The 15,628-nt window shown below is 61.7% G+C and carries 13 protein-coding genes; 4 read left to right on the forward strand and 9 right to left on the reverse strand.

What is annotated here, in order from left to right:
* Positions 1–12: 12 nt before the first annotated feature.
* From JET17_RS09665 to JET17_RS09695, 7 genes are all read right to left on the reverse strand, one after another.
* The gene (locus tag JET17_RS09665) at positions 13–846 is read right to left on the reverse strand and encodes an AraC family transcriptional regulator (protein WP_012313791.1); all 834 of its coding nucleotides are present in this window, start codon (positions 844–846) and stop codon (positions 13–15) included.
* The gene (locus JET17_RS09670) at positions 843–1,157 is read right to left on the reverse strand and encodes an AzlD domain-containing protein (protein WP_012313792.1); all 315 of its coding nucleotides are present in this window, start codon (positions 1,155–1,157) and stop codon (positions 843–845) included. Before JET17_RS09670 ends, JET17_RS09665 begins: the two co-directional genes overlap by 4 nt.
* Complete coding sequence (locus JET17_RS09675) at positions 1,154–1,855, reverse strand: AzlC family ABC transporter permease (RefSeq protein ID WP_012313793.1); 702 nt, start codon at positions 1,853–1,855, stop codon at positions 1,154–1,156. The genes JET17_RS09670 and JET17_RS09675 overlap by 4 nt, the downstream gene beginning before the upstream one ends.
* A 96-nt stretch (positions 1,856–1,951) precedes the next feature.
* The gene (locus JET17_RS09680; protein WP_420094549.1) at positions 1,952–2,605 is read right to left on the reverse strand and encodes a sel1 repeat family protein; all 654 of its coding nucleotides are present in this window, start codon (positions 2,603–2,605) and stop codon (positions 1,952–1,954) included.
* A 198-nt stretch (positions 2,606–2,803) separates the two neighbouring features.
* Complete coding sequence (locus JET17_RS09685) at positions 2,804–3,898, reverse strand: hypothetical protein (RefSeq protein ID WP_012313795.1); 1,095 nt, start codon at positions 3,896–3,898, stop codon at positions 2,804–2,806.
* A 42-nt stretch (positions 3,899–3,940) separates the two neighbouring features.
* Positions 3,941–4,567, reverse strand: coding sequence for a LysE family translocator (locus JET17_RS09690; protein WP_012313796.1), 627 nt, complete (start codon positions 4,565–4,567; stop codon positions 3,941–3,943).
* 2 nt (positions 4,568–4,569) lie between these two features.
* Complete coding sequence (locus tag JET17_RS09695) at positions 4,570–5,352, reverse strand: YqcI/YcgG family protein (RefSeq protein ID WP_012313797.1); 783 nt, start codon at positions 5,350–5,352, stop codon at positions 4,570–4,572.
* 160 nt (positions 5,353–5,512) lie between these two features.
* On the opposite strand from JET17_RS09695, the gene JET17_RS09700 reads away from it, so the two are divergent.
* From JET17_RS09700 to JET17_RS09715, 4 genes are all read left to right on the forward strand, one after another.
* Positions 5,513–6,433: a LysR substrate-binding domain-containing protein gene (locus JET17_RS09700; RefSeq protein WP_012313798.1), complete on the forward strand. Its 921-nt coding sequence runs from the start codon at positions 5,513–5,515 to the stop codon at positions 6,431–6,433.
* A 73-nt stretch (positions 6,434–6,506) separates the two neighbouring features.
* Positions 6,507–8,867 (forward strand): DNA polymerase II, encoded by a 2,361-nt coding sequence (locus JET17_RS09705; RefSeq protein WP_012313799.1) that lies wholly within the window; start codon positions 6,507–6,509, stop codon positions 8,865–8,867.
* 79 nt (positions 8,868–8,946) lie between these two features.
* Positions 8,947–13,443: an NEL-type E3 ubiquitin ligase domain-containing protein gene (locus JET17_RS09710; protein ID WP_012313800.1), complete on the forward strand. Its 4,497-nt coding sequence runs from the start codon at positions 8,947–8,949 to the stop codon at positions 13,441–13,443.
* 228 nt (positions 13,444–13,671) lie between these two features.
* The gene (locus tag JET17_RS09715) at positions 13,672–14,223 is read left to right on the forward strand and encodes a DUF4174 domain-containing protein (protein WP_012313801.1); all 552 of its coding nucleotides are present in this window, start codon (positions 13,672–13,674) and stop codon (positions 14,221–14,223) included.
* A gap of 128 nt (positions 14,224–14,351) precedes the next feature.
* Here JET17_RS09715 and JET17_RS09720 read toward each other — a convergent pair whose 3' ends face one another.
* The gene (locus tag JET17_RS09720; protein ID WP_012313802.1) at positions 14,352–14,840 is read right to left on the reverse strand and encodes a DoxX family protein; all 489 of its coding nucleotides are present in this window, start codon (positions 14,838–14,840) and stop codon (positions 14,352–14,354) included.
* Positions 14,841–14,854: 14 nt separating this feature from the next.
* Positions 14,855–15,472: a ferric reductase-like transmembrane domain-containing protein gene (locus JET17_RS09725; protein WP_012313803.1), complete on the reverse strand. Its 618-nt coding sequence runs from the start codon at positions 15,470–15,472 to the stop codon at positions 14,855–14,857.
* Positions 15,473–15,628 lie beyond the last annotated feature (156 nt).

Consider the following 15,628-nt stretch of genomic DNA (forward strand, 5'->3'; position numbering starts at 1 on the left):
GTGTAGCAGCAGTTACCCGTGCAGGCAGGCGGTGCGATAGGCGCCCGGGGTCACGCCATAGGCCTGTTTGAATTGCCGGCTGAGGTGGCTCTGGTCAGCGAAGCCCAGGTTGAAAGCCACGCCGGTTGCAGTCACGCCGCTCTTGAGCATTTCCCGGGCACGGGCCAGGCGCCGTTGCTTCAGCCAGGCATGCGGCGGCAGGCCGGTGGCCTGGCGGAACACCCGGGCGAAATGGAACGGCGATAGATTAACCGCGCCTGCCAGTGCTTCGAGCGAAGGCGGTTCTGCCAGTTGGCTCTCCAGCAGCTCGCGGGCGCGGGCTACGGCCAGTGGTTCGTGGCCAGGGGGCGCGGGTTCAGCGCATTGGCCGTGTCGTTGTACCAAGGCCAGAACCGCCTGGCGCCAGGCGGTCTGTTGCTGCAGGGCACTGGCGCTGGCTTCGGACAGCCGATGCAGCTTGCTGAAGGCGATGGCCAGGGCCGGGTCCTGGATCACGCTGTCCTTGAAGCAGGGCATGCCGTGGCGGCCCAGTTCCAGCTCGTCGAGCACGCCGGTCACCCGTTCATGCTCCGGATAAAACCCGCGGTAGCGCCAGCCAGCCTCATGGGCTGTAGCGCCGGTATGCAGTTCGTCCGGGTTGATCAGCACCATGCTGCCCACGGGTGCCAGGTGCTCGCTGCCGCGGTGCCAGAAGCGCTGGGCACCCGACTCGATCACGGTGAACACGTAACCCTCGTGAACATGTGGGGCGAAGCGTTGCTGAATGTAGCGCGCATGCAGCATCTCGACATCGCCCAGCGCGGGCGCCTGCCAAAGGTGGGTCTGTTCGCGCAGGGGTGTGCTCATGTCAGCCAGCTGCGCAGCAGGAAGAAGATAAACATGCTCACCAGCATGCTCAGCAATACACTGCGGGTCAACAACACCAGGACGATGGCCACTACAGCCCCCAGCAAGTAGGGGTTGAGCGGGCTCAGGTCCAGCTGGTGGCCGGGCAGGAAGACGATAGGCCCGCAAATGGCGGTGAGCATGCCCGGCACGGCAAAGCCCAGAAACTGCCGGGCATTGGAGCTCAGGCGCAGCGGTAGGCGCGGTTCCAGGAAAGCGTAGCGATTGAGGAACACTACGGCGCCCATGGCAAAGATCAGTAACCAGGTCATACGCGGCCTCCGGAAAATTTCTGGCAGATAAAGCCGGCAGCCATACCCAGCAGGCCAGCGGCCACCAGCGCGGTTTCCCAGTGCCAGTAGCTGAAAAGGACTGAACAGAACAGCGACACCGCCACGCACACTACCGTGGCGAGGTTGCGCACGAGCGGGGCGATCAGGGCGACGAAGGTGGCGACAATGGAAAAATCCAGACCCAGCTGGTCCAGATGCGGGATGTTCTGGCCCAGCACGATCCCGGCCAGGGTGAACAGGTTCCAGGCCACGTAGAAGGTCAGGCCGACACCCAGCGCGTACCAGCGGTTGAATTGCTGTTGGTCATAGTGGCTGGTCAACGCGAAGAACTCATCGGTCAACAGGAAACCCAGGCCCAGGCGCCAGCGCAGCGGCTGGTTCGATAGCACCGGGCGCATCGACAAGCCGTAAAGCAGATGCTGCGAGGTGAGCAGCAGTGTGGTCAGCAGAATCGATAGCAGGTTGGCGCCGCCCTTGAGCATGCCGATCGCCACCAGTTGCGCGGCGCCAGCGAACACGATCGCCGAAAGGCCCTGACCCTCCCAGGCACTGAGGTTGGCCTCGATGGCCATCGAGCCAGCAAGCAGGCCCCAAGGAGCAACGGCCAGTGATAACGGAAGAATGGCGATGGCGCCGTGCAGAAAAGCTTGGCGGGCGATAGGCGGACTGCTTTGCATGATGGCTGCAACACTATTGTTCGGTAGCGCAGCATGCCAGAGGGTGGGGCAGGTTGCTTGAACGATCTTGCTGGTTTGCCACGGCCAGAACAACGATCAACGCTGGCTGGTCAACCGCCGTTGTGCAGCTACGCAACCATTAATTTCCACCGCCTTTTGCAGCAAATCCCGGCGGTGCTGCGGATCGAGGTCGCCCAGTAACCGATACACCTCAGCCTGATAGTCGCGTTGGCGCCCCCACTGCATTTCCAACCCTTGTGGCTGGCTGCGGCTGCAAGCCAGACGTGTGGCCGGTTGCGGGTAGTAGGGCGCATACAGCGTGGCCATGCCCGGGATCGCTTCGAGTGCTTCGCGGTACCGGGGGCTGGCGTTATACGGTGGGCACCAGGTGGCGATCGCCGTAGCGGGCGGGGCAAAGCCCTGCTGGAGGCTGGCCTCGAGCAATGGGCATGCAGCATCAGGGATTTGCGCCGCTGGCAGGTAGGTCGTGTAGTACAGTGCCAGACGGTATTGGGCCACGGGATGGCCGAGTTCCACTGACTTTTCAAGCAGGGCTACCGCAGTCGGAAGCGTACGGGCCATGGCCTGGCCTTGGCGTTTGAGTTCCGGATCGCCGCCAATGGCAGTGCGCAGCGTGTTGCCGTTAGCGTCCGGGTTATCGGCCTGCTCCAGCAATGGCAGGGCCTGGCGATAAAGCAGGTCGGCATGCGGGTCGATACGCACGTCGAGCGCTTGTGCGGCAAACGGCATCAGCGAGATGAGGAGTGCGGGCACGCGGGCGAAACCACTCACAGGCGGGCCTCACTGGCAACACAGCCCGGATAAGTAGAAAGGTACTGGTGGACGGCTCGGGTGTTCATGACAAGTACACTTGCGCCTCAGGCGTATCGGAACGACGGCCTATTCTAGCCAACCGGAAGGCCCGACCGAAAGGGCAACGCACATTTGTCAGACGAGCTTGATCGGTGTGACCTTGCGTTGGGCAATTTTTTCCTGGGCAAGGCCCAGTTTGGCGGTGATCACCTTGGCCAGCGCATTGTTGCCCAAATCATTGAGGTGCAAGCGATCAATGAACAGCTCGGCCCCGAATACAGGGGAGCTGCTCAGCATGCTGTTCATGTCGTAACACGGCACCGGGTCTGCCTGGCTCTTGATGCGCCTGAAGAAGGCCATGTGCAGTTGACTGTCAAAGGCACCTTCAAGCAGTCGGTCGAAGTTGGTCGGTTGCTGTTCCAATGCCGACAGCATGGCTCGCTCTGCGGCAGGCAGCGTTTCACGGCACCATGGCAGCAGCGGTTGGAGAATGAAGGTAAGGGTGGCGTGGCTGTCGGCAAGCAAGCGTTCCCATTGACGCAAGGTACGGCCAATGCGGTCGGCAGCCTGTGCCAGGCGTTTCTGTGGGGCGGACAATGGCCAGGCGGGGGGCGGCAGCTGCCGACGCGGAGCCAGGGCCTGGCCAAGGCGTTGCCACAGCGAGTCCCGGCGCGCCGGGCTGGCAGGTAGCACGCCTTCGTTGAAACTGTTGAGGTAGTTCCGATAGGCCTTGGCATGCAGCGCAGCGTGCGGGCCGCCTAGCATTTCGCCGAGGCCCTCGTGGGCCAAGGTGTTGATGCCGCTGAGCACCACCACGTGGCCGACTTCGCCGAAGCGATGCTGATGGGTGAGAAACAGCAGCAGTTCCTGGCTGGCATTGAGCCCACAGCCGGCCAAGCTCAACCACACTTCTCCGGTGAGCATCGACAGGTGTGATGCCACCGTATTCTCATCGGAACTGGCACCGATCCCCAATGCGGTCGAACCGCCAACGAGCAAGTTGACACGGCCGGTGCCGCCATACTCGGCGGCCGAGAATCGCTTGCCGGCACAATGGCTGTAGCGCAAACCGAGCGCATCGGTGTTGATGGTGCCGGAACGGTAGCCGCTTTCGTGCACATGCAGGGTGTGCGGGGCACGGCGGCTACCCAGTTGCAGGAAACGCTGGTAGTCGAGCGACAGTGGCGCAGGCAAGCCCGGGCCTAATGTTGCGGTATTGGACTGGGTCATGGGCGCTCCTTGTTGTCCGGCGTGGCGTCTCGCACCGAGGCGTCAGCCCGCCAGCTCCTTGATGTTGTAGGCCAGGCCGCCGACTGCGATCAGCAACAGCGCAACCCCCGAGGCCAGTGAAATCATCCGATTGCTACGCTGCGAGGCGATCTTGCCGATGGCAAAGATGTAAAGGCTGAGCACGGCGAAGTCGATGGCTACCCACAGCAGGGACAGCACCATCATGCTTTTGCCGAACGATTCGGTGATCTGGATGAACTGTGGGAAGAAGGCAATGAAAAAGATGATGTCTTTGGGGTTGGAAATACCGACCATGAATCCTTGCCACAAACCGCCACGCCCAGCTTTGGGCGTTTGCGCCAGTGCCTGGCAGGCCGGCGCCTGCAGGTATTCGCGCAAGGTGCCTACGGCGATGTAGCCGATGAACAGGCAGCCGAGCAGGCTCATGCCGCTGAGCCAGGCCTTGTCGATGGCTGCACTGGTGAGGATGATCCAGGCCGCGGCGCCGATCAGCACCAGGGAAGCCCAGTTGGTGCCCACGGCGGTGAACATGGCCTTGCGCGAACCAGAGGCCGCGGCGGTGTTGACGATCAATGCCACGACCGGGCCTGGTGTGGCGATCAGCAGCAGTACGGTCAGGGCGTAGGTAGCGGTCAGTGCGGTATTCACGGTCAGTTCTCGATCTGGGTGTCTGGTGTTGCGTGGACGGGGGCATGAAAGGGGCAGCGCGACGGGTTGAGCGAGCCTGCTTCCTGCAGTTGGTATTGCTTCCATTCGAAGTTGTCGGCCTGGCCGAAGAAACCCAGGCTGTCGGGCATCACGCCGTCGTTGTAGTGCTGTACGCGTTCGCGGATGCGTGCACGGATGCGCTTGCCGCTCTCGGTATCGGCATTGGCCACTTCATCGAAGTTTTCCCGCGGATTGATGACGAAGGTGATGTGATTGCCCAGGTTGCGACTTTTCATTTGATGGTGGCCGGGAAAGTTCATGTTGATGAACAACGCCATGCCGGCGTAGCAGAACGACCAGCCACTGTCGTGTGGGTCGGCCGGGATCGCTTGCGGCCATGGGTGCGGGTCACGGGCATGGACGCCGCGCAGCACCTTCCAGGCCAGTGCCTGCTGTTCGGCCAGGCTGCTGTCGGCGGCAGTTTCGAGAAACACCACCAGCGGGCTGCCAATGCGTTGCTTGACCGGCACCGGTGCTATGGTGCGCACGTATTCGGCCAGCCCTTGTGCGATGTCATCGGCGAGCTGCTCGGCGCGGGCGAACAGGATGTGGCAGGATTCCCCGGCCACTGCCTTGCGCCCGAACAGGCACGGAAAGTCAGGGTTGGCGAGGATGTTGCGAAAATGTTGTATCGTTTTGTGCGTCCAGTGCTGCGTGTTCCGGACATGTTCAGCGGCCAGCTCTAGCGCGTCCAGGCGATAGCAGTTTCCATAACCCGTAAACATGATTTCCCCAGGCGTTTAATAAGTAGAAAATTCAAGACACATGCAGGCAGGTTATTGGCTTATCTTGGTTGTTTACCTGCATTTTCTGAGGCGTACCTAACGTTGTAAAACGCGTGGTACTATGACCTACTATTAGTCTCACTCATGCTTTGGGGGCATCATGTCGGAACGGATCCAGGCGTTGCACGCTCTGCGTGCCTTCGAGGTCGCCTCACGTTACGGGTCGTTCACCCGCGCGGCCGAAGAGCTGGCACTGACCCAAGGCGCCGTCAGCCACCACATCAAGACCCTCGAAGGCCTGTTCGGCTGCAATCTGTTCGAGCGACGTGGGCCCAAGTTGAGCCTCACTGAACATGGGCGCCTGCTGGCCCAGGAGCTCAAGGTGGGCTTCAAGATCATCGAGAACGCCTGTGCACTGCTGCGTCAGGACCGCTACGGCTTGCGCTTGAAGGCGCCCTCGACGCTGACGGTCCGCTGGTTGCTGCGGGCGCTGGATGCCTTCAAGAAAGTCGATGACAGCTGCAGCGTACAATTGTCGAGCGTCTGGATGGACATCGACACGGTGGACTTTTACTCCGAGCCCTACGATTGCGCCTTTCTTTTGTCCAACGGACGGTTTGCCTCCGACATCGAGAGTTTCAAGCTGTTCGACGAATGGCTGATTCCGGTGTGTCACCCAGACTACATGGCGCATGAGCAGCCGGCACTGGGTGACCTGCGCCAGTGTGAACTGCTGCATCCTTCATCGGACCGGCGCGACTGGCGGCGCTGGCTGGCGCGCATGGATGCCCTGGACATCAGCATCGATCAGGGCCAGGTGTTCGACACCCTTGACCAGGGCATTTCTGCGGCCCAGCAGGGCCTGGGAATTTCCGTGGTCGACCTGGTGCTGGCCAGTGCCGACCTGACCGCAGGGCGCCTGGTCACCCCGTTCAAGCATGCAGTGGCGACCGGAGACGGGTATTACATGACCTGGCTCAAGTCCAGCCCCAAGGCGCGGCAAATGCACAAGATGCGCGACTTCCTGTTGGGGCAGGTGCCGCCATTGGCCTACAAGGACATCAACTACCTGTACGGTTGAACACCAGTCGAAGCGGCTTCGTGACGGTGGCGCGCTAGCGTAGAATCGTCTTTTTCAAGCAGAGGTCGTCACGGTGGAGTTGCAGCAGGGCTTTGTACTGACCCGGCATTGGCACGATACGCCGGAAGGCACCTGCGTGGAATTCTGGCTGGCCACCGATGCTGGGCCGCGGCTGCTGCGGTTGGCGGCGCAGGAGTCGGTGGCGTTCATTCCTCAGGCGCAGGCCGAGCACGCCCGTTTGCTGCTGGCCAACGAAACAGGTACGCAGTTCAAGCCGCTGCGCCTGAAGGACTTCGAGCATCGCCCGATGCTCGGCCTCTATACACGCCAGCATCGCCAACTAATGCAACTGGAGCAGCGCCTGCGCACTGCCGGTATCGACGTATTCGAGGCCGATATCCGCCCGCCGGAGCGCTACCTGATGGAGCGCTTCATCACGGCGCCGGTGCAGTTCGCCGGGCAACCGGATGCACAGGGTGTTTACCGTGAAGCCCAGCTCAGGCCACTGCCCGGCTATCGCCCGGCACTGCGCCTGGTGTCGCTGGACATCGAAACCAGCGAGCATGGCGAGCTGTACAGCATCGCTCTGGAAGGCTGCGGCCAGCGGCAGGTGTACATGCTGGGCCCGGCCAACGGCGATGCCACCGGGCTGGACTTCGACCTGGAGTATTGCCCCGACCGCGCCGCCTTGATTACCTGCCTTAACCAGTGGATGGCCAGGCATGACCCGGACGCGATCATCGGCTGGAACCTTGTGCAGTTCGACCTGCGCCTGCTGCATGAGCACGCCAGGTCGTTGCAGGTACCGTTGGCCCTGGGGCGCAACGGCGCTCCGATGACCGTGCGCAGCCACTCCGGTGGCGGCCATGTATTCGCCGACGCTCCGGGACGGCTGTTGATCGATGGTATCGAAGCACTGCGCTCGGCGACCTGGAGCTTCCCGTCCTTCAGCCTCGAGAGCGTTGCCCAGACGCTGCTGGGTGAAGGCAAGGCCATCGACACGCCTTACCAGCGCATGGACGAGATCAACCGTCGCTTTGCCGAGGACAAACCGGCCCTGGCACGTTACAACCTCAAGGACTGTGAGCTCGTTACGCGCATCTTTGCCCATACCCGCCTGCTCGAGTTCCTCCTGGAGCGGTCTTCGGTCACCGGCCTGGCGGTAGACCGCAGCGGCGGATCGGTCGCTGCGTTTTGCCACTTGTACATACCGCAGATGCACCGTATGGGCTTTGTTGCCCCCAACCTTGGCAGCCGCCCCGACGAATCCAGCCCCGGTGGCTTTGTCATGGACTCGCGCCCAGGCTTGTACGACTCGGTGCTGGTGCTGGACTACAAGAGCCTCTACCCGTCGATCATCCGTACCTTTCTGATCGACCCGGTGGGGCTGGTCGAAGGCCTGCGCTTGCCCGACGATGAGCACTCGGTAGAAGGTTTTCGCGGTGCGCGTTTCTCGCGCAGTCAGCATTGCCTGCCGGCCATTGTCGAGCGTGTCTGGCAGGGCCGGGAAGCGGCCAAGCGTGAGGGTAATGCGCCGCTGTCGCAGGCGCTGAAGATCATCATGAATGCTTTTTACGGGGTGCTAGGGTCGAGCGGTTGCCGCTTTTTCGATCCGCGCCTGGCCTCGTCGATCACCATGCGCGGTCACCAGATCATGCGCCAGACCCGCGCGCTGATCGAGGACAAGGGCTATGAGGTCATCTATGGCGATACCGACTCCACCTTTGTCTGGCTCAAGGGCGCTCATGGCGAAGCGGCTGCCGCGCAGATCGGTCACGAACTGGTGGCCCATGTCAACCGGTGGTGGCGTGAGCACCTGCGCGAGCAGATGAACCTGGAAAGCGCACTGGAATTGCAGTTCGAAGTGCACTACCGGCGTTTTCTGATGCCTACCATCCGTGGCACCGATGAGGGTAGCAAGAAGCGTTATGCGGGCCTGGTGCAGCGTACCGATGGCAGCGAGAATGTGGTCTACAAAGGCCTGGAGTCGGTGCGTACAGACTGGTCTGCGCTGGCACAGCAGTTTCAGCAGGAGCTGTATGGGCGGATTTTTCGCGGCCAGCCGTATCGCGACTATGTGCGCCACTATGTGCAGCAGACCCTGGCGGGCGACCTGGACAACCTGCTGGTGTACCGCAAGCGCCTGCGCCGGCCGCTGGCCGATTACCAGCGCAATGTGCCGCCCCATGTGCGTGCCGCGCGCCAGGCCGATGAGTACAACAGCCGCCTTGGTCGCCCTCGCCAGTACCAGCGTGGGGGCTGGATCAGTTACGTCATCACTACCGCTGGCCCCGAGCCGATGGAAAACCTGCAATCGCCGATCGACTACGAACATTACCTCAGCCGGCAGTTGCAGCCGGTAGCTGATGCAATCCTGCCGTTCGTTGGCGATGATTTTGCGACCTTGACCGGCCGCCAGTTGCAGTTGTTCTGACCACAGGCATTAGCTATCTAGCGCCTGTCGCAGAGCACGCTGCCTAAGCTGGCCTCTTTTCATGAAGAGGCCTCGAGCAATGCACACTCCTCCGCTATCAAGCGCACAGGCAGCCATCGATGCTTTCCAGGACGCCATACTCGGCAAGCGCCTGCCGCTCTGGTTGCGTCAGGCACCTACCGAGCAATTGCCAGCAATCAGCAAGGCATTGGCAAACAGCCTTCGCAGCCGTGAGCAGGTAGATGCGCTGCTGCGCGGCATCGAAGGCATCGACAGTTTCGTAGCATCGAAACTGGAAGAGGCCCTTGGCGAGCGTTACGGGCTTGACTGCAACTCGCGCTCGCTCAAGTTTGTGGAGGGCCATCGAGAACCTGTGATCAACAGTCAGCCGGTAGGCGCTCACCTCACCGAAGTGGTGTATGAAGAAAAGCCGCTGCTTGAGGTGGTATTGCGCAACTTCACTGCCGAACAGGCCCGGGCAGGTGGCCAGCCTCCCGGCAACCGACTGCTGGTCCCGTGCCAGGGGAGGGCTACAGAGCCCACGAGCATCGAGCTTGCCGCACTGTGCCGTGAACTGGACCTGGGTGAACGGTATCAACGTTATCTGGATGCCATTTTAAAACCTGAGGGTGATACCAGGCGTGTGGAATCTCAGCTTGTGGATGCCAGCCGCTACGCCATGCTGGTGGATGCCTACAAAGCCAGGCAGGAGGGAAAACTGGATGACAGCGAGCTCCAGTGGGCGGTGGCAGTGTGCACAGATGGAAAGCTGCTGCGCCTGGGGGGCGATCTTGTGCAGGCCAGGCAGCTGAGGTTGCTGGGTTGCCACATCCAGCAGGTGGTGGTGTTCGATGTGATTGACCAGGGCGTCTTGTTCGACACAACGCGCCGTGTCCTGCTCTATGTGCCAGGGGATCCTGTAGCGCCGTGGAGCACGTTCGAGAGCCTCGACAAACTGAACCGTGAGCTGGGGCGTCGCCTGCGAGACAAAACCTATCAGCGGTTTTTCAGCCGCTTGGTGCTGCGACGTGACAGCCAGGCGTTTTTCACGCAGGTCACGGCGCTCTTCGATGATCTGGCGGACTGGGCTTTTCGCGATCTCGATCCGCGCTTGCACGCGTACCCGCAACCGTTGTTCAACAGCCTGGCACAGGCATGTATCCGCCAGATCAAGGAAGATGCAGCGTTGATCGCGGTGCCTGTGGCACGGCTTGATCGTGAGGTTCAACGCGAGCATGACCAGCGCCTGGCGGCCGAAGGATGGACGCTGCTCAACCTGGCCAGTTTCTTTGTGCCGGGCCTTGGCCTGGCGCTGCTTGCCGTGACGGCCTGGGAGCTGTTGGGGGAGGTCTACCATGGCTTCGAGGCCTGGCACGAAGGGGATCGCCAAGAGGCGCTCGACCATTTGACCCATGTTGCCACCGACCTTGCCGTGCTTGCGACCACAGCGGTGGGGGTTGGCGTGGCCCGACGGCTCTGGGCGCGTTCCATGCGGGTCGATGCCATGGTGCCGGCTCAGCTGGATGACGGCACCGTCAAGCTCTGGCAACAAGACTTGGCCCCGTTTCAAACCCAGGCCCCCGTTGCAGCCGCAAGCCCGGACGCCTTGGGCATCCGGCGCCTGGATGGGCGGGCCTGGATCGAAATGGACGGGCATCACTATCGCGTGACCGAGGTGGCCGGCGACGGTCAATGGCGCCTGCGCCCCGTCGACGGCCATGGTCCGATGCTACGTCACAATGGTGCAGGCGCCTGGCGGTTATGGAATGATCAACCGGCCCTGTGGCGCAATACCTACCGTATGTTCCGTCGCCTGGGCGAACCATTCAGCAGGCTGGATGACGAAGGGATCGATCTGGTTCTCCTGTTTCATGGCCTTGATGGCGACGACGTGCGTGGCTTGCATGTATATGCCCAGGCACCAAGCCCAGAAATGCTCGACAGCGTGCAGCGAGCCGGGCTCGATCAGCGTATTCGCAGCCTGGTTGGCTGTTTGCGCAGCGGCGAGCTGGTTGCAGATACGGCAGCACTTGATCATGCACGGGGGTTGCCCGGCGCGAGAGGGTTGTCAGATCAGGCGCTGGCTGAGCTGGTACGGATTCAGCGCCGAACATTGCTGCAGCGCTTGTACGAAGCGCTGCAGCCCGGCGACAGTCCTGGCAGCGCTGCGCTGCGCCGGATCTTCCCCGGGCTGCACGCACGTGCCGCACGTGCGCTGGTACACGCCGCCAGTGGCGTTGATCGCCGGCGTCTGCTGTCCAGTGGCAGAGTTGCGCTGGGTTTGGCGGAAGCGGCAAGGACCAGCCTGCTGGCTATCCGTCAGGCTCGGGTATTGGAAGCCTTTTACCTCGATACGCCGCAGAATGCAGACTTGGCAAGGGTAGCTCTGGGCCTGTTGCGGTATCTGCCTGGGCGCCAACACGGTGTGCGCTGGCGTTTGCATGAAGGTTACCTGGGCGGGCCGTTGTTGACGCGGACCGAACAAGGGCTGCGTACGTTTGACTTGCTGCACACGAACGGCACGTTCCAGTTGCTTGATGACCAAGGCACGGCGATCGGTGAGGCGGGGGAGTTGTTCGACGTCATGGCGCCGGCCTATACCCAAGAGCAGCGTGAGGCGATGGGGATCGGCGACCCGTTTTCGCATAACCTCAGGGTGATGCTGGGGCGTGAAGCGGTCCGGCGTCGTGATGAGATGAGTCGTCTGCTCGGTGCGGTACGCCCGGGTGCTGTTCGAACGCCCATACGCCTGGCCGATGGGCGATTAGGTTACCCGCTAGGTGGCGGTGGAGTGAGTGGCTTCGCGTCAAGAGGCAGTGCCCTGAGGGCGGCGCTGCGGGATCTCTTTCCTTGGTTGAGTGATGAGCAGATCGAGACTTTCGCCGCTGATGCTCGGCGCTCAGGGCACCAACTTGAACGGGAACTGACCGACCTTCGCAATGAACTCATGGCTCTTCGCAACACACTGGATACATGGGTTGCACAGGAACAGGGCGATGCCAGGGAAGATCGGGATACCTTGCGCGAGACGTTACTCAGTAGCTGGAGTCGATCGGTTGGTGTGGGGGAACTGCAAATCGAGGCGCAACAGAACCTGCATGTCATGTTCTGCAACTTCAGGGCGGGCAGACTGCCCAACATACCCGCGCAGGTCAGCTTCAGAGGCGTTACCAACCTTTCGCTACTGCACCTGGATCTTCTGGAGGTGCCCAGCAGCTTCCTGCTGGCTTTCCCTAACCTGCGGACCCTCGATCTGGGGGGTAACCTGCTGACGTGCCTACCGCGCCCGTTGCTGCAGATAACGCAACTACGGCACCTCAGTCTGCCCAACAACCGGATCCGTCTGAACCTGGCGCAATCCGCCACACTGGCCAGTTGTACGAGCCTGCAATCCCTCGACCTGTCCCACAACCCGCTGGGGCGTCGATTTACGCTGGCCGGTTTGACCGAACTGCGTTGGCTGAACCTGCGCGACACACAGATAACGCAATTCCCACCGGGCCTGTTCGACCGCGCTCAGCTGATATCCGTGGACTTGAGGGAGAACCGGATCAGGCAGATTCCAGAGCATTTCTACCAGTTGCCCGTGCAGCGTAGGCGCAGGATCCGCCTGAGTGCGAACCCCTTGGGCGAGGCCCAGACGCTTCGCTTGCAAGCCTCGTTGAGGAGCGACATTCCTGCAATGGACGACGAGCAGGTTCTTCTGCGGCTGAATTACGCTCGTGAAGTATGGGGGGATGCGGTGGCCCCGGAGCATCGCGGCTTGATACTTGCGGCCTGGGACTCGCTGGATGGAGAGCAAGACACTGAACGTTTTTTCCGTGTCCTGCGCCAGCTGTTGCTGTCCGAGGATTTTCGTGTCGATGCACGTGCCATGGGCAATCGGGTGATGGCGGTACTGCAGGCGATGGCCATGACGCCGGAACTGAGGGAGAACCTGCTGTCCGTGGCCAATGATGAGTGGGGGTGCCAGGATGGTGCAACCTGGTGCTTGAGCAACCTCGAGCTGAACCTGCTGGTTTGGCAAGTTGAACATGCCGCTCCCGGTAAAAGCGAGCGTGCCTTGCTGAGCCTGGGCCGGCGTTTATGGCGCCAGGACAAAGTCGACCGGTTTGCTGCCAGTTGGGCACTCCAGCATGGCAGGGAACAGGAAGGGAGCGAAGTGGGGTTGGCCTTCAGGGTCGGGCTAAGGGAGCGGCTTGACCTGCCCGTGCAGGTGGGAGGTATGAGCTTCCATGCTATTTCAGGCGTTTTGGACGCGGACCTGGCAGAGGCAGAAGCTGCGGTGCGGGGTTCGGAAAACCCAAGCGAGATTGCCAGGTCGATGGTCGACCGCGAATTCTGGCAGGCGCACCTCGAGCGTACCCACCCTGACCGATTCGCTGCGGTCGATCTGCCGTTCAGGCGCCAGCTTGAAACGCTGCTTGACGATGAAGCGCTCACCGAGGGAGCAAAGCTGGAACAGGCGGATGGCATTCGTGATGCGCAGCGCGCTGCACGCAGGGGGCTGATGCTGGACATGACAATTCGGGCCATGGAAGTGGGGCCAGAAGAATCAGGGATCCATGTGCGTTGACGGCATTCAGGGTAAGGGCTTGCCGGGTCCTGTCCAAAGCGGCTTTGGGCTATGCTCAGTCAAGGTGACGGTGGTTGGCGCCAGCGCCGTTGCTTTGGCTTCAGGAAGCTCGGAAATCGACGGTTACTTTTCCCCAGCCCGTTCTTGCGTGAAGTGGTTTAGGCTCCCTGTCGGATTTTTCTCCGTGATCTGTAGTCATTGGTTTATCGAGACAATAAGGAGATACGCATGCTCGTCCGGTCACTGACCCTCGCTACCCTGCTTGCTGTTACCGGCCCCCTGTTTGCCGCAGACAGTGATGCGCCTTTAGCCAAGGAACTGGGCAAGGCCAGGCCATTGGTGGTTATCGCCCCGAGCAGTGCCGACCCCACCTTGCGCGGGCTGAACAAGGCACTTGAGGACCCGGCTACCCAGGCAGCCTTCAAGGAACGCAACCTTGTGCTGTACAGCGTCGCCAACATGATGGGCAAGCGAGAGGACAAGAACCTTGAGCAGCAGACCACCATGGCCCTGATTCGTGAACTGAAACTGGGCGCGAGCAAGGGTACCAAGGTAATCCTGGTGGGCAAGGACGGCGAGCGGCACATGCTCAAGGACGACGAGACTGGCGAGCCCATCGATCCGCAGGTGATTTTCAAGGCGGTCGATGAACTGCCTGCCAGCGAAAAGGCGGTAGCGGCGCCCGAGCCTGTGGCGGCGGCCCCTGAAGCCAAGGCCAAGGACAGCAAGCCGGCCAAGCCAGCCAAACCGGCGGCCCCGCCCAAACCGCTGGAAGACTGAACTCATATCATGGCCCCAGGGTTGTTTGGGGCCTGATGTAACCATGATGGCTTCATCGCGATGCCGCGCTGAAGGTGCGCTTTGCGCGCCTGGCGCCGCTTGAGGGGGCTGCAGAGCAGCCCCGGCGATCACTTGCTGAACTGCATTCCAAGCCAATGATCGAGGCTCAATCGCCCGGCCCCTTTCAGCAGCAGTGGCAACAACGCTACCAGGTAGATCAAGGGCAATTTGAAGTTGCCAAAACCTTGGTCAGTAATCGTATATCCCTGGGCGAGCTCAGCCAGGCCCGACCAGTGCGCCGGCCAGTGCACCGCCGCAATTGCCACTACGGTCACCACCATCAGCCCCAATGACGCCAGCCGCGTCCCCAGGCCCAGCAACAGCAGCAACGGCAGTATCAACTCAGCCCACATCGACAGCTGCCAGTTCAGCTCTGCCGGCAGCTGGTTGAAGGGGAACGGGAAGCTGCCTTGAATGTCGCCGAACCAGTTGCTGGCGTTGAATTTCTCCAGGCCGGATTCAAAAAATTCCCAGGCCAGGAACAGCCGTAACGGCAGGTCGGCGCTCCAGGTTCCGAAGCGTTCGAAGGCGGACAGGGTGCGGGTCAAGGTAGTCATTTGCTGTTGTCTCTTCAGGAAAGGGTACGAGCGCTGCGGCGTTGTTGGCGGGCCAGCTTGGCGGTGAGCTTGACGGCGATAGCGCTGAACATCAGGGCGAACGCTAGCGGGTACCAGCCACCCATGGGGATGCGTTTGTAGAACGACAGGCAGAACACGGCCGCCAGCACCCACATGCCGCTGCTGTGCAGGGCCTGCCAGGTGCGACCGCCCAACAGCCGCATGGGGGCCTTGAAGGAGGTGGCGGTGAGCAGAAGCAGGAACAGGTAGCCGACGGTGCCGGGCAGGCTGGACGCGAATGTACGGCCGGCCCAGAACAGCTCGGGAAAATGCTGGGCATAGCGGTAGATCAACAAGCCATGCACGGTGTGGGAGAAAGCGAATGCCAGCCCTATGTAGCGTCGCTCCTGGAGAATGCGACGGCTTGATGTGCCTGGCAGCAACGTCACCAGCGACGACGCCAGAAACGCCAGCAGGAACAGCGCGAAGGAGCTGCGGGCGGTGGCACGGATGGCGCTGCGCAAACCGTCCGGGTCAGGTTGGCTGGCCAGCACCAAGGCGGTCATCGCCAGGGTAAGGGTGGCGAGGGCTGCGAACAGTTTCCAGCCGGAGGGTAAGGCAAGGGCTTTCATCAGGGGGCTCCCGGGGAGTGGTTGTGTGACCGGGAGTGTGTCGGGGTGGGGTATCTGCAGTGTGTCGGGGGAGATGGCGTTGTGTATCGAACTGTAGGTACATCGCTTGCCTGTTGCAGGCGCGACACAAGGCCGCTCCTGCAAAGCGTCGCATTT

Source organism: Pseudomonas putida, from assembly GCF_016406145.1.
GTDB lineage: Bacteria > Pseudomonadota > Gammaproteobacteria > Pseudomonadales > Pseudomonadaceae > Aquipseudomonas > Aquipseudomonas putida_E.

Excerpts from the sequence above, each read along its gene's own strand:
- JET17_RS09710 (WP_012313800.1), top strand. The coding sequence starts at position 8,947 with ATGCACACTCCTCCGCTATCAAGCGCACAGGCAGCCATCGATGCTTTC.
- JET17_RS09725 (WP_012313803.1), bottom strand. The coding sequence starts at position 15,472 with ATGAAAGCCCTTGCCTTACCCTCCGGCTGGAAACTGTTCGCAGCCCTC.
- JET17_RS09665 (WP_012313791.1), bottom strand. The coding sequence starts at position 846 with ATGAGCACACCCCTGCGCGAACAGACCCACCTTTGGCAGGCGCCCGCG.
- JET17_RS09675 (WP_012313793.1), bottom strand. The coding sequence starts at position 1,855 with ATGCAAAGCAGTCCGCCTATCGCCCGCCAAGCTTTTCTGCACGGCGCC.
- JET17_RS09670 (WP_012313792.1), bottom strand. The coding sequence starts at position 1,157 with ATGACCTGGTTACTGATCTTTGCCATGGGCGCCGTAGTGTTCCTCAAT.
- JET17_RS09700 (WP_012313798.1), top strand. The coding sequence starts at position 5,513 with ATGTCGGAACGGATCCAGGCGTTGCACGCTCTGCGTGCCTTCGAGGTC.
- JET17_RS09720 (WP_012313802.1), bottom strand. The coding sequence starts at position 14,840 with ATGACTACCTTGACCCGCACCCTGTCCGCCTTCGAACGCTTCGGAACC.
- JET17_RS09715 (WP_012313801.1), top strand. The coding sequence starts at position 13,672 with ATGCTCGTCCGGTCACTGACCCTCGCTACCCTGCTTGCTGTTACCGGC.
- JET17_RS09695 (WP_012313797.1), bottom strand. The coding sequence starts at position 5,352 with ATGTTTACGGGTTATGGAAACTGCTATCGCCTGGACGCGCTAGAGCTG.
- JET17_RS09680 (WP_420094549.1), bottom strand. The coding sequence starts at position 2,605 with ATGCCGTTTGCCGCACAAGCGCTCGACGTGCGTATCGACCCGCATGCC.
- JET17_RS09685 (WP_012313795.1), bottom strand. The coding sequence starts at position 3,898 with ATGACCCAGTCCAATACCGCAACATTAGGCCCGGGCTTGCCTGCGCCA.